The organism is Haloarchaeobius amylolyticus, from assembly GCF_042678045.1.
Lineage (GTDB): Archaea > Halobacteriota > Halobacteria > Halobacteriales > Natrialbaceae > Natrinema > Natrinema amylolyticus_A.
In genome coordinates this window covers 440,203-461,166 of sequence record NZ_JBHUDI010000004.1, presented here as the reverse complement: position 1 = coordinate 461,166, position 20,964 = coordinate 440,203, and the positions used below count along the sequence as shown (strand labels likewise).

Here is a 20,964-nt window from a genome sequence, read left to right as displayed (position 1 = left end):
TCAGGAATACACATGAGCACACCTCCAGCCGCAGACGAAGCGGTATCGGACGACGAGCTCGACTCGGCGCTGGTAACCGCTCGCCGGCAGTTAGAACGGGCTGCCACCCACGTCGACGTCGATCCCGGCGTCGTCGAGCGGCTGAAACACCCTACGCGAGTTCAACAGGTGTCGGTCCCCCTCGAGCGCGACGACGGCTCCGTCGAGGTGTTCACCGGCTATCGGGCCCAACACGACGACGTTCGCGGGCCCTACAAGGGCGGGCTGCGCTACCATCCGGAGGTGACCGCCGAGGAGTGTATCGGCCTCTCGATGTGGATGACCTGGAAGTGTGCGGTGATGGATCTGCCCTTCGGCGGCGGGAAAGGCGGCGTCGCCGTCGATTCCAAGTCGTTGAGCGACGACGAGACCGAACGGCTCACCCGCCGGTTCGCCGAGGAACTGCGCAACATGGTCGGGCCGACGAAGGACGTCCCCGCCCCGGACATGGGCACCGACGCCCAGACGATGGCCTGGTTCATGGACGCCTACTCGATGCAACAGGGCGAGACCATCCCCGGTGTCGTCACCGGCAAGCCGCCGGTCATCGGTGGCTCCTACGGCCGCGAGGAGGCTCCCGGCCGGTCGACCGCGATCGCAACGCGCGAGGCGATCGACTACTACGACCGCGAGCTGTCGAACACGACCGTCGCCGTCCAGGGCTTTGGCAGCGTCGGGGCCAACGCCGCCCGCCTGCTCGAGGACTGGGGTGCGACCATCGTTGCCGTCAGCGACGTCAACGGCGCGATCTACGACGCCGACGGGATCGACGTCGACGCGATCCCGTCCCACGACGAGGAGCCGGAAGCCGTCACTCGCTTCGCGACCGAAATCGTCGACGGAGACAGCGCTCGCCGACTCTCGAACGCGGACCTGCTCGAGTTAGACGTGGACGTCCTGATCCCGGCGGCCGTCGGCAACGTCATCACCGCCGACAACGCCCATGCGATCCAGGCCGACATCGTCGTCGAGGGCGCAAACGGCCCGACGACGTTCGCCGCCGACTCCATCTTAGAGGAACGCGACATCCCGGTGATTCCGGACATCCTCGCAAACGCGGGTGGCGTGACGGTGAGCTACTTCGAGTGGCTCCAGGACATCAATCGCCGCCAGTGGACGCTCGAGCGCGTCAACGAGGAACTCGAGGACCACATGCTCGACGCCTGGACCGACGTCAGCACGAAGGTCGACGACGGGCTGACGTGGCGTGACGCCGCGTACGTGGTGGCGCTGTCCCGGGTCGCCGAAGCGAAAGAGACTCGCGGCCTCTGGCCGTAACCGGACCCGACACCGCATCTCGAGGGACGTTTCCGGAGAGCAGACCGGTGGCCGTCGAGAAAGGAAAGGGCTCATGTCCTATGGGTTGTATGATCGCATAATGGCGTCGTGGAAGCGTGTCTTCGCGAGCGGGCTAATCCTCATCGGGCCGATACTCGTCACGCTGTACGTCGTCTATCGAGTCTACGCGATCGTCGCGGGACTCACGCCGACGTCCATGGTCGGTGCACAGACTCTGCAGGGCGTTATCGCTCACGAACCGAGCCGCTCGCTCGTCGCCCACGTCCTCCGACTCGGGCTCTCGCTGTCCGTCTTTCTGCTGGTGACGGTCGCGGTCGGAACCCTGACCCGGACGACGGTCGGTGACCTCTTCGCGCGAAGCGTCGACGCCGTCGCGAACCGCCTGCCGGGGCTGCGCGTCGTCTATAACGCGTCGAAGATCGCCGCCGAAACCACGATCGGCGAGGAACAGGCCCTCCAGGAACCCGTCAGAGTCGAGAGCTGGGACGGCACGGAGATGCCGGCGTTCAAGACCGGCCACACCACCAGCGACGGCCGAACGGTGCTGTTCGTCCCGACGGCACCGAACATCTCCTCCGGGTTCGTCGTCGAAGCCGAGGACGATCGCATCACCGAAACGGACGAACGCGTCGAAGAGGTACTCGCGCGAGTCTTAAGCGGCGGGTTCGGCGCGTCGAAGCATCCACAGGTGGCCGATCAGTCGCTCGAGTCCGACGCCGAATCAGCCGACCGGACGGCAGACGACGACTGAGCGCGGGCGTGGACAGTACAGCCATGACACGAGCGCAGCGGCGCGTTTCGCCATCGCTCAGACGGTTTCCTGTCAGTGGGTGCCGGCCGGCCGCGACCGCCCTGCGGTCCCACCGGTACCCAGTGACAGGAAACCGTCTCAGCTCGAGTCGGGCTGCAAGACGGCGTTCTCGAGGTCGCCCCCGGTCACGAGCGCCTCGACGTTGTTCGCGACGATGTCGGCCAGCCGCTCCCAGTGTTTCGGGGTGTGGCCGCCGGTGTGTGGAGTAATGAGACAGTTCTCGAGGTCCCAGAGCGGGTGATCGTTCGGCAGTGGTTCGGGATCGGTCACGTCCAGGGCGGCCCCGCGGATGCCGTTGAACTGCAGGGCCGAGACGAGCGCGTCGGTGTCGACGATGCCGCCGCGGGCCGCGTTGACGACGACCGCGTTCGGAGGAAGCGTCGCTAACTCTTCTTCGCCGACGAGCCCGCGGGTCAGGTCGTTCAGCGGACAGGCGAGGACGACGTAGTCGCTACGGGCAAACGCCTCGTGGATATCGTCCTCGTCGAAGCCGAGTACCTCGTCGGTCGGGCCGCCTTTCTCGGGCGTGTACCGGATGCCGATCGTCTCGACCTCGAACCCCTCGAGGCGTTTGACGACTTCCTGACCGATCGAGCCGAGACCGACGATCGTGACAGTGCTGTCGGTGAACTCCGAGGACTGGAAGTGGCGCCACTCGCCGTGTTGCTTACGTCGCCACCCTTCGTGGAGCCGCCGCGCGAAGACGAGCATGTTGCCGATCGTCTGCTCGGCGATACCGGGGGCGTGGATGCCGCCGGCGTTCGTGACGGCGACGTCGTGGCCGGCCAGCGCGTCCATTGGCACGTGGTCGGTGCCGGCGAAGGTACATGCGAAGAGTTCGAGCCGGTCGGCACCCTCGAGGAGGTCTGCCTCGATCGTGATGCCGGTCGCGACCCGCGCCTGCGGGACCAGTTCGCGCTCTTCTTTCGGCGTCCGCGCGAGCGCGACGGTGTGATCCGGCAGCCGCTCGCGCAGCGTGTCGGCGTACGACGTCATCGACAGCCCTTCCGTCCCCTCTCGCAGAACGACGATATCTGGATTCGTGTGCATATGGATCGTTTTCGCGCCACAACGACGCGTTGTGCGACGATTGTCAGCAGTTGACTTATCCTTTTTGTGTACCCGTCGTCAACGACAACTGTGTATAGTTAAGGGGATTGACCACGTCACCGACACACATGCACGAACCAGTACGGGATCGCCTCGTGTCTCTGCGACGGCGTCTCCACCGTCACCCCGAACCCGCGTGGCGCGAGTTCTACACCACTGCCCGGCTCGTCGACGAGATCCGTGCGATCGGCGTCGACGAACTCGCCGTCGGCCCCGACGCCTACGACCCCGCAGACCGGATGGCCGTCCCCGACGACGACCTCGAGCCGTGGCTCGAACGCGCCCGCAAGCGCGGCGCCGACGAGGATCTGCTCGAGCGGATGGCCGGCGGCACCACCGGCGCGGTCGCTGTGCTCGAGCGCGGCGACGGGCCGGCGATCGGGCTGCGCGTCGACATCGACGCGCTGTTCATCGAGGAATCGACCAGTCCGGAGCACGACCCCGCGGCCGAGGGCTTTCGCTCGGAAATAGCGGGCACGATGCACGCCTGCGGCCACGACGCCCACATGACGTGGGGGCTGGCCGCCCTCGAGGCGATCGCCGAGAGTGACTTTTCGGGACGCTTGGTCGTCTTCTTCCAGCCCGCCGAGGAAACCGGCGGCGGCGGTTGTCCGATGGCCAAAAGCGAGTTCGCGGACGGGCTGGACTACCTGCTCGCGATCCACGTCGGCCTCGATCACCCGACCGGCGAAGTGGTGGCGGGAATCGAGAAGCCGCTTGCGATGTGCCACGTCGACGCGACGATCGAGGGAGCGTCCGCCCACGCGGGCAAAGCACCCAACGAGGGAGCCAACGCCATGCACGCGATGGGAACGGCGATCGAGAACGCCTACGGCATCCCCCGCCACGCCGACGGGATGACCCGCGTGAACATCGGGAAAGCGGAGGCCGGCACCGCGAGCAACGTCATCGCCGAGCACGCCCACATGGAGGCCGAAGCCCGCGGCGAGACGACCGAACTGATGGAGTTCATGAAACGCCGCCTCGAGCGCACGGTGAAATCGGCCGCCAACATGCACGGCTGCCGGGCCGACGTGGAGATCGTCAGCGAGTCACCCCGTGCCGACAGCGACCCCGAGCTGCAGTCGCTCGTAAGCGAGGTCGCCGGCGGCGTCGCGGGGATCGAACGCGTGCTGCCGGCCGCCGACTTCGGTGCGAGCGAGGACGCGACCTTCCTGATGGAGCGCGTTCAGGACGACGGCGGGCTGGCCACGTATCTGATCGTCGGCACCGACCACCCGACGAGCCACCACACGCCCACCTTCGACGTCGACGAGCGCAGCCTCAAGCACGGCGTCGACGTGCTCGTCGAGACCATCCGCGAACTCGAGCACCGACACCCGGTCGCGCGGACGGCGGCGGATGGGAGTGACGAATGACCGAGGGCAGCGACCCGGATGAGCCCCGCATCACCCTCGCAGATGTCGAGGACGCCCAGGCACGCATCGCGGACGTGGTCCACCGAACCCCACTCGATACCTCACGGACGTTCGCCGAGATGAGCGGTGCGGCCGCGGTCGGGCTCAAACTCGAGAACATCCAGCGGACGGGGTCGTTCAAGATCCGCGGGGCCTACAACAAGATGGCCCAGCTCTCGGACGCAGAACGCGAGGCTGGAGTTATCGCCTCGAGCGCGGGCAACCACGCCCAGGGCGTGGCGCTGGCCGGCGACCTGCTCGATATCGACACGACGATCGTCGTCCCGGAGGTCACCCCCGCGGCGAAGATCGAGGCGACCCGCGGCTACGGGGCCGAGGTCATCGTCGAGGGCGACATCTACGAGCGCTCCTACGAATACGCCACGGAGCGCGCCGCGGAGACTGGCGAGACGTTCGTCCATCCTTTCGACGACGCGGCGATCGTCGCCGGGCAAGGGACGATCGGGCTCGAACTGTGTGAGCAGTTCCCCGAAATAGACACCGTGCTGGTCGCGATCGGCGGCGGCGGGCTGATTTCGGGGATCGGAACAGTCCTGAACGCCGCCGATAGCGAGACCCGGGTTATCGGGGTCCAGCCCGAAGGGGCCGCCCACGCGAAGCCATCGCTCGAGGCCGGCGAGATCCGCGAACTCCCCGCCGTCGACACCGTTGCGGAGGGGATCGCCGACACGCGCATGCTCGAGACGACCTTCGCGATCGCCCACGAGGTCGTCGACGACGTGGTGAGCGTGAGCGATCGGGAGATCGCCGCCGCGGTGACCCTGCTGGCCGAACGCGCGAAGACCATCGCCGAAAGCGCCGGAGCCACGCCGCTGGCGGCTGCGCTTTCCGATGACGTCGACCTCGAGGGAGAGCACGTCGGCGTCGTGATCTCCGGTGGGAACGTGAATCTCACCGATCACGCCGAACTCACGCGGACGGGATTGTGCGAACTCGAGCGCTACGCCGAGGCCCGGCTGGCGCTCGAAGGGTGGCCGGCGACCGTTGGCGACGTGGTCGAGACCGTGGAATCACGGGGTGCTGAACTGGACGTGTTCGAGCGCGCGCGTCGAACCGGCGTCGACGAGCCGAACCGGACGCCCGTGACGATCGGCCTCGAGGGGAGTGGCCCGGAGCATCTCACGGGCGTACTCGACGCACTGGCGGGACTCGAGGGCGTGTCGATCATCGAGCGGTCGGTCGAGTAAGCGGCCACACAGTGCCCTCAACAGAATCCGTTTATTGGACTGGGACGGAGTGATCGACACCGGTCCTCGAGCCAGCCAGGAAAACGAAAATCGAACAGCCGTGCTCGCCGCCAGTCAGGCTACCGTCGCACTCGGACTGACGGCCTCGATCGCCTCGCAGAAAATCCCGATCCCTAGCTCGATCTCGCGTTCCGTCGAGTCGAGCGGCGGGAGCAGCCGGATCGTTTTCTTGCCACACCCAAGCGTCAGCAGGCCCCGCTCGAGGGCGGCCTCGACCACCGCGTTCCGGCGCTCGGCCGTGTCGAACTCGACGGCGAGCATCAGCCCCTTGCCGCGGACGTCCACGACGGAGTCGGGTGCGTCGTCGCGCAGGCGTTCTTTGGCTTGCTCGCCCCGCCGTGTCGCGTTGTCGAGCAGGTCGTGTTCCTCGATGGCCTCGAGCGTAAAGGCACCCATCATCGAGCCCAGCAGGTCCCCGCCGCCGAACGTCGATCCGAGCCGGTTCTTCTGGTCGGGGAAGACCTCGGAGCGGGAGATCGTCGCGCCGACGCGCAGGGCCTTCGCGCTGGCGATGACGTCCGGTTCGATCGGGTAGTGGTCAGAGGCCCAGATCTCGCCGGTGCGGCCGATCCCGGCCTGAATCTCGTCGACGACCAGCGGGATATCGTACTCGTCGGTGACGTCGGCGACTTCCCCCATGAACGCCTCACTGGGGAACCGGTAGCCACCGACGCCCTGGATCGGCTCGAGTGTGAGGAAGGCGATCTCGTCGGGATCGATGTGACCGCCTTCGGGTGCGAGCATGCCCCGGAGCTGTGAGTCGCTGCCCGTGAAAAATCCACAGTCGCAGCTGTCGGCGTCACAGCCGCGATCGGCACAGAACGGCACCGTCTCGATGCCGTCGATCTGGGGGTAGTGGCGCGTGTAGACCGACTTGGACTTCGTGATCGACAGCGTTCCGAGGGTGCGGCCGTGGAAACTCCCCGAGAAGGCAACGCCGTACTTCGCGGGCGCGCGGAAGTCGTTCGTGATCTTCATCGCGTTCTCCATGGCCTCCGCACCGGAGTTCGACAGGAAGACTGTGTCCATGCCGTACTGACTCGAGACGTCGATGAGTTTCTCCATGAGGTGGCTCGAGCCCGGCACCGCCGACTCCTCGGGAGTTGGACCGGCACCGAAGTACATGTCCTGCCCAGCGATCTTCAGCGGTTCGACGAGGTCGAACTCGCGGACCTTCCCGAGGATCTTCTCGTTGTTGTAGCCGAGCGGTGCCGCGCCGATGTGGCAGGTGAAATCAAGCAAGACGTTGCCGTCGACGTCGGTGACGAACGGCCCGTCGGCCTCCTGGGTCACGTCCCAGACGAACTCGTGTGAGTACTCGCTCGGCGCGGAGTACTGCTGGTGGAAGTTCACCCACTGCTGGGCGTTCGGACCCGGAAGCGCGTCAGCGTCGGGTTCCGCCGTGTCCCTATCCATACACAATTTATGTGTACCACATACATTAAAACTTGTTATGGGTTAGCGAGGGGAACGGGGCGGCGTGGTCGGTTTTCTGACCGCAGAAAACAGGGTAAGCATGACGGCCGACATGGGTCGGCGGCCAGTTCGATCGCGGGCGACGACCGTCTCAGTCGTCGTCCGATTCGACGGGTCCACCGGGGCCGGCCGGAGACTCGGATTCGGTTTGCCTACTCGAGCCGACGAGCACGGTTTCGTCTTGCAGCAGCACGCGGCCGTACTCCGAGCCGAAGTCCTTGATCAGCGCGAGCATCGAGAGGAAGCAGACGAAGGCGAAGGGCGTCCCAGTGATGATCGCTGCCTGCTGGAGCGTGTTCGCGCTCCCCGTCCCGCCGAGGATCATCAGGATCGCGGCGGTCATCCCGAGGACGACGCCCCAGAAGATCCGGTTGATCGTCGACGGACGCGCCTTGCCACCGGTGGTCATCATCGAGACGGCCAGCGTCGAGGAGTCCGCCGAGGTGACGAAGAACGTCGTCACGAGGATCATAAAGGCCAGCATGAAGAGCGACCCCATGGGGAACGTCTCGAAGAGGATGAACCCGGAGATCTCCGCGCCAGCCTCGCCAGCCATCACTGCGCTGAAGTCGGCAACGCCGTTGTGCTGTGCCCAGACGGAGGTACCGCCGATGAACGTGAACCACGGGATGGTCGCCGCGGACGTCGCGACGATCCCGGTAAACGCGACCTCACGGACCGTCCGTCCCTTGGAGATGCGGGCGATGAACAGGCCCGCGAACGGCGACCACGAGAGCGCCCACGCCCAGTAGAAGACGGTCCAGGCGTTCATCCACTCCGTGGCTTCCGGATTCCCTGCACCGAATGCACCGGCGCCGGTAAAGAGGCTCATCGAGACGAAGTCCGTGACCATCCCGCTGAACGCCTGCGTGCCGAGCAGGATCAGGAACAGCGTCGGGCCGACGATGAACGTCGCCATCATGAGGACGACGAAGAGGATCATGTTGAAATTCGAGAGTCGGCGGATCCCCTTGTCGACCCCCAGCACCATCGAGGTCGTAAACAGCAACGTCATAAACGTCACCACGAGGAGGATACCAATGTTCCCCATGCTGATGCCCCACTGATAGTCCAGTCCGGTGATGAACTGGCTGCCGATGAAACCGAGCGAGGTCGCCACGCCCCCGATCGTCGCGAAGACGGCGAGGATGTCGACGACCTTCGCGAACGGCCCGTCCAAGTTCTCGGCACCGATGATCGGCGTCAGCGCCGACGACACCCGCAGCGGGACGTTCTCGTAGTTGTACGCGAAGTAGCCGATCGCGATTCCCATGATGGTAAACACGGCGAGTTGGGGCAGCGCCCAGTGGAACAGCGTCTGCTGGACGGCGACTGTCATCGCTGCGGCCGATCCGCCCTCGACGCCGCCGAACAGCGGCGAGGGGCTATCGTAATAGAACAGTGCCTCGGTCGGTCCCCAGAACACGACGCCCGCCGCGAACCCAGCGGAGTACAGCATCGCGAAAAACGACAGGAAGCTGTACTCCGGATCCTCGTCCCCCATCTTGATTCGGCCCCACGGCCCGACGATCAGGAACAACAGGAAGACGACGATCAGGAACACGATCAACAGCAGCGCCCAGTTGAACGCGCCGAGCATCTGATCGTTCAGCGACGAGATTCCGTTCTCGACGGTGCTCGGGCTGATGAAAAACGCCACGATCACGCCGACGGTCAACAGCGCCCCGAACAGGAACACCGTCGGATCGATCTCCTCGCGGAACTGCTCGACGGTCCCTTTCTCAGCGTCACTCATCCTCTCTCACCCCCCACAATCGGCTGACAGCGTGCTGGTTGGCTGTGAATCAACCGGCCGTTCGCCGTGCCGTGCGATGCCATACCGTGACCATTGACGGCGTATACAATAAGTGTTTCTCACGCCGCCAAACTATCCACAGATTGTGTTTATTGTGCGTTCGGCCGTGGGGATACCACAGCAGTGGCTGCCGTGCTCAGATGATCGGCACTCGACGCACAGCAGACGAAGCAACGCTGCTATCGGAACATACGCATCGACACGAGTCATACGGACTGCTGTCAGTCATTTCCGGTGCACCCGCGACCCGTCCTGCTGGTGCACCGGTACATCGTGACAGCAGACCGTATCAGTTCGCCAGCCGACAGTCGTGCAGGCAGATTGTCGCAATAGTCGGACGGCCGTCAGCGCGACGACGACAAGCGTGTCAGTTCGTCAGTTCCTCGAGCGTGCGCTCGCGGGCCGCAGCGCTTTCGGCCACGCGCTCGGCGAACTCGTCGACGCTGTCTTTGATCTCCTCGCGGGTGTCCGCCGGCGAGAAGGCGTCGGACATCGTCAGGAGGCGCACGAACGCGCGCAGTTCCTCGTCGGTGAGCTGGGCGAACTCCTCGTGCTCGAGTTTGTCGACGACCGCGTCGACGTCGATCTGGCCGACCGGTTCGACGTTGAACTCGACGTTGACCATCCGGTAGTTCGAGCCGGCCAGGCGCTGTTCGGCCTTGCCGACGCCCTCAGAAAGCATGTCCTTGAACGGGGTGTGATAGCCCATCGTCCCAAGATGCAGGAAGGCGAGCATGTCGGTGATTCCCTGGGTGTAGGCATCGCGGTCCTCGTCGTCAGGGTCGAAAACCGTCTCCCGGTCGCGTTCTTCCATGTACTCGAAGAGGATACTGAAATCGAGAATCGCGTTGCGGACCCGGCGTCGGATCCGGTTTCGCTTCTGTTTCTTCGAGTGGTCGGTGTAGTCGGTCTTCCGGCCGAGCAGGAAATCGCGGTCGGAGGGGGTCAAGATTCCGCGCGGGCGGTCCGAGTCCGCTGCCGCCTGCAGCGACTCCGGCACGTCGTCCTGGCTCATAGGAGATACACAGAGACCGCGCGGATTAACGTTTCCCATCGATCGAACGTGACTGACAACCGAACAGCGTCTGAAGCCGATCGCACGCGCTATGGCCGCCGCCGGGAGAGTTCGACGGCCGTCTCCGACAGCAGCGCCACCCCGATCTCGAGGCTCTCCTCGTCGATGTCGAACGTCGGCGTGTGGTGACTCGTCGGGTGGTCGGTGCCGATGAGGACGTACGAGGCGAGCCCGCCGTTGTCCTGCACGCGCTGCATGAGATAGGTCACGTCTTCGCTGACGCCGAACTCCTCGGTCGGGAGCACGCGCTCGACGCCGTCGACCTCCCACGCGACGTTGCCGACGAGGTCGCGGAGGGCGGGATGACTGTCGACGCGTGGCGATTCGCTGATCACCCGCGGCGTGACATCGCAGTCGTGCATCTCGGCGGCCGCATAGAGGACCCGCTCGAGTTCCGTGCGCGTATATTCCATCAGAGCGGTCGTCTCGCCGCGGACCTCGGCCTCGATCGTAACCTCCTCGGCGATGACGTTGCTCGCGGTGCCGCCCTCGATACGGCCGACGTTGATCCGGGTCATCCCGTCGGCGTGGCGAGAGATACCGTAGGCGTTCTGGATCGCCGTCGCCGCCGCCTGCATGGCGTTGGCTCCCTCGTTTGGGGACTTGCCCGCGTGAGCACTCGCCCCCTCGAACGTCGCAGTCAGGTGAGCCATCGCCAGCGGCTTCTCGATTCCCGCGACGATCTCACCGGTCGGATGATCGAGCCCGACGTGGAGCGCCAGCAGGTAGTCGACGTCGTCGAGATAGCCGCTCTCGGCCATCGCTTTCCCGCCGCCGGAGATTTCCTCGGCGGGCTGGAAGAACACCTTCAGCGTGCCAGTGAAGGCGCTTTCTTTGACTGCCTCGAGCGTCCCGATCGCCATCGCGAGATGGGCGTCGTGGCCGCAGGCGTGCATGTAGCCGTCGTGTTCGGAGCGAAAGCCCTCGGCGGCCGGCCGGTGGTCGTCCGCGTCGGATTCCCGCATCGAGATCGCGTCGAGATCGACACGCAGCCCGATACACGGCCCGTCGCCGCACTCGAGCACGCCGATCACGCCCGTGTGACCGTCGGCGGTCCGCTCTAAAATGTCCGATCGAACCCCTGCTTCGCGAGCGCGCTCGAGCCACGGCTCGAGTTCGGATTCGGCGGGGACGGCCATGCGCTGGTCGGTCGCCAGCGCCTCGCGGCCGATGGCGATCTCGTCGACGCCGACCCGCTCGAGTTCCTCGACCACCCGGGCGGTCGTCCGGAACTCGCGCCAGCCCGGTTCGGGAAGCCGATGGAAGTCCCGCCGGAGTTTCTGGAGCCTGTTTCGAACCTCGTATGACATGGTTTCTCGAAACAAGGTCGGGGAGCTACTTAATCGTGGCCAATGATCGTATACTGTTTCCGACGTTCGGTGGACAACGTCACCGTCGAGTTCGGATTCCGTTTCGGTTTGGGCGACCGGCTCGGCGGTGACGAGCGAGCGGCGAGCAGGGACTCGAGGCACCCGTTGACTGCGATTATAGTGGCCACTGACGTCACTGCACACCCGATCGCACAGCCATCGTACGATCGGTGTGTGAATCGGTTCAGTTGGTACTATCGCCCAGGTATGCGGTCGCGTCCAGTTCGACGCGAACGTCCTCCGGGAGCCGCGAGACCTCGACGCAGGCGCGTGCCGGCGGGTCCGCGCCGAACCGCGCGCCGTAGGCGTCGTTGACGCGGTCGTAGTCTGCGAGATCGGTCAGGTAGACGGTCACGTTGACGACGTCCGCGAGCCCGTCGCCGCCAGCTTCGTCGACGACCGCGGCGATGTTATTGAGGACCTGCTCGGTTTGGTCCTGAATGTCGCCGTCGATGACCTCGCCCGTTTCGGGGTCGACGGGGCCATAGCCGGAGACGTACAGCGTGTCGCCGGCGCGGACGCCCTGTGAGTAGGGGTTGTCGTTGCTCGGTGCGTCGTCGGTTTCGATGGGAGCGATGTCGGACATGACGTCGGATCTCAGGCCGCCTGTTTTGCCTCGGTGGTCACGTCCTCGATCGCTTCGACGACGATGTCGAGTGCGGTCTCGGCCAGTTCGTGGGTGAGCACCAGCGGCGGCAGGAGTCGGAGCACGTTGCCGTGGCGGCCGGCGGTCCAGACGAGGACACCGCGCTCGAAACAGTACTGTTGAATCGCGTCGACGAGGTCGCCGTCGGGGTTTCCGTCACTGTCGACGAACTCGGCACCGATGAACAGCCCCTTGCCGCGGACGTCGGCCAGCCGATTGTTCCCGTCGGCGGCTTCGCGGAGCCGTTCCCGGATGTACTCGCCGAGGTCGCGGGCGTGGGCGAGCAGGTCGTGTTCCTGGATGTATTCGATCGCGCGGGTGCCGGCACGCATCCCGACGACGTGGCCGCGGTAGGTGCCGGCGTGATCGCCCGAGCCCCACGTGTCTAGATCCTCGTGGTACATCGTCGCCGACAGCGGGAAGCCCACACCACCGAGGGCCTTCGCGGAGGTCATCGCGTCCGGTGCGACGCCCTCCCAGTCGCTGGCCCACCACTGACCGGTGCGACCGAAGCCGCTCTGGATCTCGTCGAAGACGAGCACCACGTCGTTGTCGTCGGCGATGTCACGAAGCCCCTGCAGGAAGCCCTCCGGCGGCGTGACGATGCCACCTTCGCCCTGGATCGGCTCGACGATGATTCCCGCCGGATTGGCCAGCCCGCCGTAGGGGTCCTCGACGATCGCCTGGACCTCCTCGAGTGCGTGGTCGACTGCTGCCTCCGGGGTCTTGTCCTGCCGGAACGGATCGGGGTAGGGTGCGTGGACGACGTCAGAGAGCAAGGGCGTGTAGTGGCCCTTGAACTTCTTGTTCGACGTGACGCTCATCGCGCCGCTCGTCGCGCCGTGGTAGGCCCCGCGGAAGGCGATGAGGCCGTCGCCGCCGGTGTTGTACTTGGCCAGCTTGATCGAGGCTTCGATGGCGTCGCTGCCGGTCGGACCCCCGAAGACGACCCTGTTCTGGCCCTGCAGACCGTCCGGTGCGATCTCGTCTAACTTCTCGATCAGTTCGAGACGTGCCTCCGTCGGGAAATCGACCGTGTGAACGAACTTGTCGGCCTGCTCGTGGACGGCCTCGAGCACGTAGGGATTCGAGTGGCCGACGTTCAACACGCCGATCCCCGCGAAGAGGTCGATGTAGGTGTTCCCGTCGGCGTCCCGGACCGTCGCACCCTTGCCCGCCTCGAAGGCGATCGGGATGTCCTCCGGATAGGCGACCGCGTTACTGTCGATCTCGCGCTGTTTCTCGAGTAACGCTTGCGTGTTCGGTCCCGGAACGGCATCGACGGACGGTGCATCCGCGAAGTGGAGTTCGTCGATCGGCGGTCCTGCCGTCATACGTATGAGAAGGTGAAACACTCATAAATAATTTGTCCACAGTAACTATATAGAACATACACAGTTACCGATTACAGATGACGACGTCTCACCGGTCCTCTGCGACTCGTCGTGTGCGGCCGCTCTGCAACTCCTGTTGCCCAACAGAACAGAAATGGTCGGACGAAAACCGAGTCCGCGGGGATTACGCGTCGCCAGTGCTACGGAACGCCTCGAGCATCGCGTCGTCGATACCGTCGCGTGAGAAGACCGTGACGATGTCGTCGGCCCGGATTTCGGTGTCGCCGTGTGGCGTCAGGACGGTGTCGTCGCGCTCGATCGCGATCACGAGCGCGTCGTCGTCGAGAACGTCCTGCCGGACGGCACGTTCCAGGGTCGTCTCGGCGATCGGTGCGCCGGGATCGACGGTTACCTCGGCGACTTCGGCCTCGCCCGAGAGGCTGACGAAATCGGTAATCGACTCACATCGAGCGCTCTCGTCGGCGCCGTACGGGGCGTACGGCTGCCAGACCTCGTTTTGGACGAGGACCTCGTCTTCGATCTCGACGCCAAGGTCCGACAGCGCACGGGAGATACGCCGGAGATCGGCCGTGTCCTCGCCGACTGCCAGCACGTGGAGGTTCCGACGGCCGGTCATCAGTTCGCGGACGTTGATGACGCCCGAGATGGTTTGCGTTCGGCGGGCGATCACTTCTCGCTCGGAGACCGGCGCGTTACACATAAACAGGTTCGTCAGCCGCCCGTCCGCGCGCTCGAAGTCGACGGTCGCGTGGTAGCCAGTGAGGACGCCGTGGTCTTCCAGTCGTGCAATCCGATTCCGAATCGTGCCAGGTGACACGTTCGTTTCTTCAGCGATCGTCGGTGCCGAGACGTTCCGTGCATCGTCCATCAGCGCATTGATGATCCGCCGATCGATCTCGTCGAGCCGATGCTCCATATCTCGAGGTCTCGAATCCGTCGTCATACAGTGTTCCGATCTCGACCGACCACCAGTCAGACATATGATTATTTTTGCGGAACGTCAATATACCCTCACGATTATACGGATTCGATGATATAATCACGGGATTTATCATCGGTTCCGCTACAATCCCGACTCAATGAACGCTCCACATCGGATACGCGGTCCACCGATCCGGTCGGGATCGAACGCGATCCGTCGGCCACGGTCGCCAACTGAGTGGGTACGTCGACGGGGTGAGATCACATGAGCGACGAGGAACTCGCAAAGGACCTCGGACTCCTCTCGGCGATCACGATCGGCATCGGGACGATGATCGGGGCGGGGATCTTCGTGCTCCCGGGGACGGCCGTGGCACGAGCAGGCCCGCTCGCAGCTGCGACCTTCGTCATCGGCGGCGTGACGGCGCTGTTTACGGCCCTGTCGGCCTCGGAGCTGGGGACGGCGATGCCGAAATCAGGTGGTGCCTACTTCTACGTCAATCGCGCACTCGGCCCTCTGTTCGGCTCGATCAGCGGATGGGCCAACTGGCTCGGGCTGGCGTTTGCCTCCGCGTTCTATATGTACGGCTTCGGCGAGTACGTCAACCAGCTCGTGGGCGCGCCAGCGCTCGCGCTCGGGCCGATGACGATCTCGGCGGCACAGACGATCGGCCTCATCGGCGCGGCGCTGTTCATCGCCATCAACTACGTCGGTGCCAAAGAGACCGGCGGGCTCCAGATCGTTATCGTGGTGACGCTGCTTGGCATCCTCGGGCTCTTCACCGTCGTCGGCCTTCTCAATGCCGACCTCGAGTCGCTGCGGCCGATCGCGCCCGAGGGAACGACTAGTGAGGTGCTTCCGGTGACTGCCATCGTTTTCGTCTCCTATCTCGGCTTCGTCCAGATCACGTCCGTCGCCGAAGAGATCAAAGACCCCGGCCGGAACCTCCCGCTTGCAGTCATCGGCTCGGTCGTCATCGTCACGATCGTCTACGCGCTGTTCCTCGTCGTCTTGCTGGCAGCGGTGCCGAACGAGCTGGTCGCGAACAACGAAACCGCCGTCGTCGACGCCGCCGAGTTGCTGTTCGGCCAGTACAGCGTCTTCGGTATCGGGCTGGGCAGGCTCGGCTGGGCGCTGTTGTTGCTCGGCGGGCTGCTGGCGACGGCCTCGAGCGCGAACGCGTCGATCCTCTCGTCGTCGCGGATCAACTTCGCGATGGGGCGCGAGAAGATCATCTCGCCGTCGGTCAACGAGATCCACCAGCGCTTCGGCACGCCGTTCAAATCGATCCTGATAACCGGCGCGCTCATCATCGGCTTCCTGCTGTTTGGAAACCTCGAGTTACTGTCGACAGCCGGCTCGGTGTTGCACCTGATCGTCTACGGCCTGTTGAACATCGCACTGATCGTCATGCGGGAAGCCGAACCCGCCGAGTACGATCCCGACTTCGAGGTGCCGCTGTATCCGTTCGTCCCGATCATCGGCGCGATCTCGTCGTTCGCGCTGATCGCGTACATCGAGCCGTTCGTCATCCTGCTCTCGGCGGGACTCGTCGTCTTCGCAGGTGCGTGGTATCTACTGTACGCACGCCAGCACGTCGAGAGCGCTGGCGTGTTCGTCAACTGGATCCTCGAGCGTTCCGAGGAGATGCCCGACGCCGCAGTCACTGCCGCCGACTCGGTTCGACCCGACGCCGTCAGAGCCGCCACGGGCACGGACGGCGGCGACTTCCGCGTGATGGTGCCACTCGCGAACCCCCGCACGGAGACCGAACTCATCACCCTCGCCGGCGCCATCGCAAAACAGCGCGACGGCACGGTTCATGCGGTCCACATCGTGCAGGTGCCCGATCAGACGCCGCTCGAGCGCGGGGCCGAACAGACCGAACGGATCGACGCCGAGTCGCAGAAGCTACTCGAGCAGGCGCGAGAGGACGCCGAGACGTTCGGCGCCGACGTCGAAACCCACACGGTGCTCTCACACCGCTCGTTCAAGGAAATATTCGACGCCGCGCGCACCTTCGATGCCGATCAGGTCGTCATGGGCTGGGGACCGACCGCCCACGGGCGCGCCGAGTCACGCCTCGACGAACTGACCCACGACCTCCCCTGTGACTTCCTGGTGCTCAAGGATCGCGGGTTCGACCCCGAACACATCCTGCTGCCGACCGCCGGCGGCCCCGATTCGGTCCTCGGGGCAGACGTCGTCCGCTTGCTCCGCGCCGAGTTCGACTCCCGCGTGACGCTGTTGCACGCCGTCGGCGAGGACGAGTCCCGCGAGGAGGGCGAGCAGTTCCTCGAGGAGTGGGGCGCGGAAAACGGCCTGAGCGACGCCGACCTGATCGTCGACGACCGCGATGTCGACACTGCGATCGCCGATGCAGCCACAGACGCGACGCTGCTGGTAATCGGCGCGACCGAGACGGGACTGCTCTCGCGGCTCGTCCGCGGCTCGCTGGTACTCGACGTCCTCGACGACGTCGAGTGCTCGGTATTGCTCGCCGAACGGGCCCGCAAACGGACGCTGCGCGAGCGTCTGCTCGGTCTCAGAAAAGACGAATAGTCTCCGTACCCCTTCACGTCTCTTGGCGCATACGCGACTAGCTGTACGAGAAACGGAGGAACAGCCTTACGCGTGGCGACCACTCTATTTGCTATGCTCCCGCCGATCGCCGACCGATTCGTCGCGGGTGAATCTCCTGCGGAAGCGCTCGAGCACGTCCGTCAATTGAACGACAACGACGTCAAGGCGATCGTCAACCTGCTGGGCGAGCACTACGACGATCGCGACGCCGTCGCCGCCGACGCCGCCGAATACCGACGGCTCGTCGATGACATCGCTGGTTCGGGACTCGAGGCCTGCATCTCCGTCAAACCCTCACAGCTGGGGCTGGATCTCGGCGAGGACGTCTTCCGTGCCGAACTGACGCGGATCGTCGACACGGCGGCCGCCCGCGACGTCTTCGTCTGGATCGACATGGAGGACCACACGACGACCGACGCGACGCTGGACGCCTTCGAGGCCGTCGCCCACGAGCAGGGTGGTGGCGTCGGAGTCTGCGTGCAGGCGAACCTCCGCCGGACGCGAGCGGACATCAGACGGCTCGCGGACGTGCCCGGCAAGGTCCGGCTCGTCAAGGGCGCCTACGAGCCGCCGGCCGACGTCGCCTACACCGACGGGGCGCGAGTCGATCAGGAGTACCGGAGCCTGCTCGAGTACGCGTTCGAACACCACGACGGCGGCATCGCGGTGGGCAGTCACGATCCGGAGATGATCGAACACGCGAGGGCGCTCCACGAGCGATACGGCACCGACTTCGAGATCCAGATGCTCATGGGCGTGCGCGAGGATACGCAGTACGAACTGGCCGACGAGTACGAGGTCTGGCAGTACGTTCCCTACGGCGAGCGGTGGAAATCCTACTTCTACCGCCGGGTCACAGAGCGGACGGACAACCTCCGGTTCGCGCTGCGGGCCGTGCTAAGTAGTTGAGGCGCGGGCCCGACAGACGCATAACTGCGTCCGAATGCAGAGGCGTCCGCAAAGTCTGACAGTGGCGCCATCGGGCGGTTAGGGTATGTGGCTATACTCCCCTTACGCATACGCTAGGTAATGTCTACCGAACAATTCACCAGCACACAGAAACGTCTCGCGGAGTTTTTTGGCTCCGCGACGCTCGTCTTCGTCATCGTCTCGTCGGGGTTGCTCGCCGACGGGATGCTCGAGGCGTCACCGAGTATCGGCGTGTTATTCATCGGCCTGGCGACGGCCGGCTGGCTGTTCGTTCTCGTCCAGATGCTCGGGCCAATCAGCGGAGCCCACCTCAACCCGGCGGTCACCGTTGCACTGCTCGTGACCGGGGATACGGACATGAAGACTGCACGGCAGTACGTTCCGGTCCAATTCCTTGGCGGACTCATCGGCGTCGGCTTGGCAGGACTCACCTTCGTGAGCACGATCGGGTGGGAGGTGTTCGCGATCTCCGCCGTCGAGCGCCCCGCATCCACCTGGCTGGCCGAGTTCCTCGGGACGATGTTGCTCGCATCGGCAATCATCTCGCTGATCCGTCAGGACAGTGAGTGGATCGGCCTCGCGGTCGGCTTTACCGTCGGTATGGGGATCATCGGAACGGCCTCGACAGCGTTTTTCAACCCGCAGGTCGCTCTCGCTCGCGTCTTCACGTCCGGGATCGCCGGGATCCAACCGTTCGATGCCGTCATGTTCATGGTCGCCTCGACGTTCGGCGGCGTCGCTGCGGGTTTCATGTGGCGATACCTGTGGCCGAGACCCAGCCTGATCGGCAAGCAGGAACCGAAACCCGATGACGATTCGGTTCTCGAGGAGTTGGCGACGGAGACGTAGTCTGTCGGTTCGAGACGACCCGGGATACGACCGACTCGGTCCACGTCTTCGACACGCAGTTGAAGCCCGATTCAGACAGATAGCGGATCGGCGTGTCTCCGCTGTGTCCCCCGTGTTGCTCGGGGCCCAGTTCACTCCGTACCCCTATATAGAATCGTGGAGAACAAAGGATAGTATAAAGGCCAACGGGTTCATCGTCTGGGACATATGACGACGACGCTCGGAACGGCGAGCGCGGGGCCCGGCGAGATAGACACGGGCCGTCTCGAGGTCGGCGAGACCAGAGACGGGAGTCCGGTTGGACTGCCCGTCGCAGTAGTAAACGGAGCCTCCTCGGGGAACACACTCTATATGCAGGCGGCAAGTGACGGCGACGAACTCAACGGCGTCGGCGTCATCCAACGCGTCGTGCCGCGGCTGGATCCCGCCGAGATTTCGGGGACGATCCTGATCGTTGGTATCGTCAACTACCACGCGTTTCAGGTCGCCGAACACCGCAACCCGATCGACGATACGAAGATGAACCGCGCCTACCCGGGCAACGAAACCGGGACCTCGAGCGAGCGGATCGCGGCTGCGACCTTCGATGCCGCGACCCGGGCGGATCTGATCCTCGACCTTCACCAGGGGTCGACCAGCCAGATGTTAGACGAGGTCCGCGTGCGCTGTGGGAAACGCCACCGGCTCCACGACCAGTGTCTCGAACTGGCGAAGGCCTTCGGCTGTGGCTACGTCTTGGATCAGAAGGGGCCGGACGGCCAGCTCGCCCGAACGGGTCCCGACGAGGGCGTCCCGACCATCGACCCCGAACTCGGCGGGGCCGTCGGCTGGGACGAAGCGAGCATTCAGAAGGGCGTCGAGGGTGTCTTCAACGTCCTGCGGTACTACGGCTTCCTCGAGGGCGAGCAGTCGCTCGAGCCCCAGACCCGCGCCAGCGGCTTCGAACAGTACGGCGCGCCCGCAGGCGGACTGGTCACGCTTGAAAAGGACCTCGGTGACCGGGTCCGCCCCGGTGAGACGCTCTTCGAGGTGACGACTCCGTTCGGCGAATCGAAAGCCGAAGTGACTGCCGACAGCAGCGGCATCTTCTGGCGCGCGCGCCGGCTCCCGCAGGTCGCGACCGGCGAGTACGTCTGCTCGGTCGGCACCGACATCGGCAAGTACTGAGATGGCCACCGATCTGACCTGTCCCGACTGCGGTGCCGTCTACGCGGCCGGGCCGGACGAGCCGTGGCGCTGTGGCTGTGGACACGCCCTGGAGTTCACCGAGCGACCACACCCGCAGGGCGAGCCGCTACCGTTGCACAACCTCGACACCAGCGAGGGCTTGTGGACGTTCTTCGAGTTCCTCCCGATCGAACAGCACGTCACCTTCTACGAGGGATTTACGCCGCTGGTCGATGCCCCCGACTGGAACGCGCAGTTCAAACTCGAGTACGTGTTCCCGACGGGTTCGTTCAAAGACCGCGGTGCGACGACGACGCTCTCGCGGGCCGTCGAACTCGGCGTCGAGAAGGTCATCGAAGACTCGTCGGGTAACGCCGGCGCGTCGATCGCGACCTACGCAGCCCGGGCCGGCCTCGAGGCGGACATCTACGTCCCGGCGGACGTCAAACAATCCAAGCTGATGGCGATTCAGCGGGCCGATGCTCGCCCGGTTCGCATCGAGGGGGCCCGCGAAGACGTTACAGCGGCCTGTCTCGAGGCCGTCGAAGGCGGTTCGGGCGACGGCGGCGATGAGAGCGACGCCCCGTACCAGACCGGCGAAGGCTGGTATGCCAGCCACGCCTGGAACCCTGCCTTCTACGCCGGGACGATGACCTTCGCGTTCGAGGTGGCCGCCCAGCAGGGCTGGACCGTCCCCGACGCCGTCGTCCTCCCGATCGGCCACGGAACGCTCTTTCTGGGCGCGTATCGGGGCTTTTCGCTGCTCAACGAGGCCGGCATCGTCGATGGGATGCCTCGCCTGCTTGGCGCACAGGCCGCCGGCTACGCGC

General features: G+C 65.0%; 17 protein-coding genes. 9 read left to right on the top strand and 8 right to left on the bottom strand.

Annotation, left to right across the window (positions count from 1 at the left end; genetic code table 11):
- Positions 1–12: 12 nt before the first annotated feature.
- Together gdhB and ACFR99_RS08520 are read left to right on the top strand one after the other, a co-directional pair.
- Positions 13–1,317 (top strand): glutamate dehydrogenase GdhB, encoded by a 1,305-nt coding sequence (gene gdhB / locus ACFR99_RS08525; RefSeq protein WP_390286309.1) that lies wholly within the window; start codon positions 13–15, stop codon positions 1,315–1,317.
- A 100-nt stretch (positions 1,318–1,417) separates the two neighbouring features.
- On the top strand, positions 1,418–2,089 hold the full coding sequence (locus tag ACFR99_RS08520) for a DUF502 domain-containing protein (RefSeq protein ID WP_390286307.1): 672 nt from the start codon (positions 1,418–1,420) through the stop codon (positions 2,087–2,089).
- Between the two features lie 138 nt (positions 2,090–2,227).
- Here the strand turns inward: ACFR99_RS08520 and ACFR99_RS08515 are convergent, their stop codons facing one another.
- Positions 2,228–3,199, bottom strand: a complete 972-nt coding sequence (locus ACFR99_RS08515; RefSeq protein WP_390286305.1) for an NAD(P)-dependent oxidoreductase — start codon at positions 3,197–3,199, stop codon at positions 2,228–2,230.
- Positions 3,200–3,327: 128 nt separating this feature from the next.
- On the opposite strand from ACFR99_RS08515, the gene ACFR99_RS08510 reads away from it, so the two are divergent.
- Together ACFR99_RS08510 and ilvA are read left to right on the top strand one after the other, a co-directional pair.
- Positions 3,328–4,638, top strand: a complete 1,311-nt coding sequence (locus tag ACFR99_RS08510; protein WP_390286303.1) for an amidohydrolase — start codon at positions 3,328–3,330, stop codon at positions 4,636–4,638.
- Positions 4,635–5,885: a threonine ammonia-lyase gene (gene ilvA, locus ACFR99_RS08505; RefSeq protein WP_390286301.1), complete on the top strand. Its 1,251-nt coding sequence runs from the start codon at positions 4,635–4,637 to the stop codon at positions 5,883–5,885. Before ACFR99_RS08510 ends, ilvA begins: the two co-directional genes overlap by 4 nt.
- Before the next feature lie 114 nt (positions 5,886–5,999).
- Here ilvA and ACFR99_RS08500 read toward each other — a convergent pair whose 3' ends face one another.
- The 7 genes from ACFR99_RS08500 to ACFR99_RS08470 all read right to left on the bottom strand — a co-directional run bounded on the left by ACFR99_RS08500 (position 6,000) and on the right by ACFR99_RS08470 (position 14,599).
- Positions 6,000–7,361, bottom strand: coding sequence for an aminotransferase class III-fold pyridoxal phosphate-dependent enzyme (locus ACFR99_RS08500; RefSeq protein WP_390286299.1), 1,362 nt, complete (start codon positions 7,359–7,361; stop codon positions 6,000–6,002).
- A gap of 151 nt (positions 7,362–7,512) precedes the next feature.
- Positions 7,513–9,177, bottom strand: a complete 1,665-nt coding sequence (locus ACFR99_RS08495) for a BCCT family transporter (RefSeq protein ID WP_390286297.1) — start codon at positions 9,175–9,177, stop codon at positions 7,513–7,515.
- Positions 9,178–9,604: 427 nt separating this feature from the next.
- Positions 9,605–10,252: a hypothetical protein gene (locus ACFR99_RS08490; RefSeq protein WP_390286295.1), complete on the bottom strand. Its 648-nt coding sequence runs from the start codon at positions 10,250–10,252 to the stop codon at positions 9,605–9,607.
- 89 nt (positions 10,253–10,341) lie between these two features.
- A complete protein-coding gene (locus ACFR99_RS08485; RefSeq protein WP_390286293.1) occupies positions 10,342–11,622 on the bottom strand; it encodes an amidohydrolase in 1,281 nt (426 codons plus the stop codon).
- 244 nt (positions 11,623–11,866) lie between these two features.
- Complete coding sequence (locus tag ACFR99_RS08480) at positions 11,867–12,268, bottom strand: Rid family detoxifying hydrolase (protein ID WP_390286291.1); 402 nt, start codon at positions 12,266–12,268, stop codon at positions 11,867–11,869.
- A gap of 11 nt (positions 12,269–12,279) precedes the next feature.
- Complete coding sequence (locus ACFR99_RS08475; RefSeq protein ID WP_390286289.1) at positions 12,280–13,662, bottom strand: aspartate aminotransferase family protein; 1,383 nt, start codon at positions 13,660–13,662, stop codon at positions 12,280–12,282.
- Positions 13,663–13,846: 184 nt separating this feature from the next.
- Positions 13,847–14,599 (bottom strand): Lrp/AsnC family transcriptional regulator, encoded by a 753-nt coding sequence (locus ACFR99_RS08470; RefSeq protein WP_390286287.1) that lies wholly within the window; start codon positions 14,597–14,599, stop codon positions 13,847–13,849.
- 270 nt (positions 14,600–14,869) lie between these two features.
- Here ACFR99_RS08470 and ACFR99_RS08465 point away from each other — a divergent pair, with 270 nt between their 5' ends.
- The 5 genes from ACFR99_RS08465 to ACFR99_RS08445 all read left to right on the top strand — a co-directional run.
- Positions 14,870–17,167 carry an amino acid permease gene (locus ACFR99_RS08465; RefSeq protein WP_390286286.1) on the top strand — a complete coding sequence of 766 codons (2,298 nt, stop codon included), beginning with the start codon at positions 14,870–14,872 and terminating at the stop codon, positions 17,165–17,167.
- A gap of 93 nt (positions 17,168–17,260) precedes the next feature.
- Positions 17,261–18,097 (top strand): proline dehydrogenase family protein, encoded by an 837-nt coding sequence (locus tag ACFR99_RS08460; protein ID WP_390286284.1) that lies wholly within the window; start codon positions 17,261–17,263, stop codon positions 18,095–18,097.
- A 120-nt stretch (positions 18,098–18,217) separates the two neighbouring features.
- Positions 18,218–18,967, top strand: a complete 750-nt coding sequence (locus ACFR99_RS08455; RefSeq protein WP_390286282.1) for an MIP/aquaporin family protein — start codon at positions 18,218–18,220, stop codon at positions 18,965–18,967.
- A 207-nt stretch (positions 18,968–19,174) separates the two neighbouring features.
- Complete coding sequence (locus ACFR99_RS08450; protein WP_390286280.1) at positions 19,175–20,134, top strand: succinylglutamate desuccinylase/aspartoacylase family protein; 960 nt, start codon at positions 19,175–19,177, stop codon at positions 20,132–20,134.
- A gap of 1 nt (position 20,135) precedes the next feature.
- Positions 20,136–20,964: pyridoxal-phosphate dependent enzyme (locus tag ACFR99_RS08445; RefSeq protein ID WP_390286278.1), on the top strand; the 829-nt coding region annotated here is incomplete at its 3' end.

Bases quoted from the DNA above. Each gene is read 5' to 3' on its own strand.
- ACFR99_RS08480 (WP_390286291.1), bottom strand. From the start codon at position 12,268: ATGTCCGACATCGCTCCCATCGAAACCGACGACGCACCGAGCAACGAC.
- ACFR99_RS08515 (WP_390286305.1), bottom strand. From the start codon at position 3,199: ATGCACACGAATCCAGATATCGTCGTTCTGCGAGAGGGGACGGAAGGG.
- ACFR99_RS08465 (WP_390286286.1), top strand. From the start codon at position 14,870: ATGAGCGACGAGGAACTCGCAAAGGACCTCGGACTCCTCTCGGCGATC.
- ACFR99_RS08455 (WP_390286282.1), top strand. From the start codon at position 18,218: ATGTCTACCGAACAATTCACCAGCACACAGAAACGTCTCGCGGAGTTT.
- ACFR99_RS08475 (WP_390286289.1), bottom strand. From the start codon at position 13,662: ATGACGGCAGGACCGCCGATCGACGAACTCCACTTCGCGGATGCACCG.
- ACFR99_RS08470 (WP_390286287.1), bottom strand. From the start codon at position 14,599: ATGGAGCATCGGCTCGACGAGATCGATCGGCGGATCATCAATGCGCTG.
- ACFR99_RS08460 (WP_390286284.1), top strand. From the start codon at position 17,261: ATGCTCCCGCCGATCGCCGACCGATTCGTCGCGGGTGAATCTCCTGCG.
- ACFR99_RS08495 (WP_390286297.1), bottom strand. From the start codon at position 9,177: ATGAGTGACGCTGAGAAAGGGACCGTCGAGCAGTTCCGCGAGGAGATC.
- ACFR99_RS08490 (WP_390286295.1), bottom strand. From the start codon at position 10,252: ATGAGCCAGGACGACGTGCCGGAGTCGCTGCAGGCGGCAGCGGACTCG.
- ACFR99_RS08485 (WP_390286293.1), bottom strand. From the start codon at position 11,622: ATGTCATACGAGGTTCGAAACAGGCTCCAGAAACTCCGGCGGGACTTC.
- gdhB (WP_390286309.1), top strand. From the start codon at position 13: ATGAGCACACCTCCAGCCGCAGACGAAGCGGTATCGGACGACGAGCTC.
- ACFR99_RS08450 (WP_390286280.1), top strand. From the start codon at position 19,175: ATGACGACGACGCTCGGAACGGCGAGCGCGGGGCCCGGCGAGATAGAC.
- ACFR99_RS08500 (WP_390286299.1), bottom strand. From the start codon at position 7,361: ATGGATAGGGACACGGCGGAACCCGACGCTGACGCGCTTCCGGGTCCG.
- ACFR99_RS08510 (WP_390286303.1), top strand. From the start codon at position 3,328: ATGCACGAACCAGTACGGGATCGCCTCGTGTCTCTGCGACGGCGTCTC.
- ilvA (WP_390286301.1), top strand. From the start codon at position 4,635: ATGACCGAGGGCAGCGACCCGGATGAGCCCCGCATCACCCTCGCAGAT.
- ACFR99_RS08520 (WP_390286307.1), top strand. From the start codon at position 1,418: ATGGCGTCGTGGAAGCGTGTCTTCGCGAGCGGGCTAATCCTCATCGGG.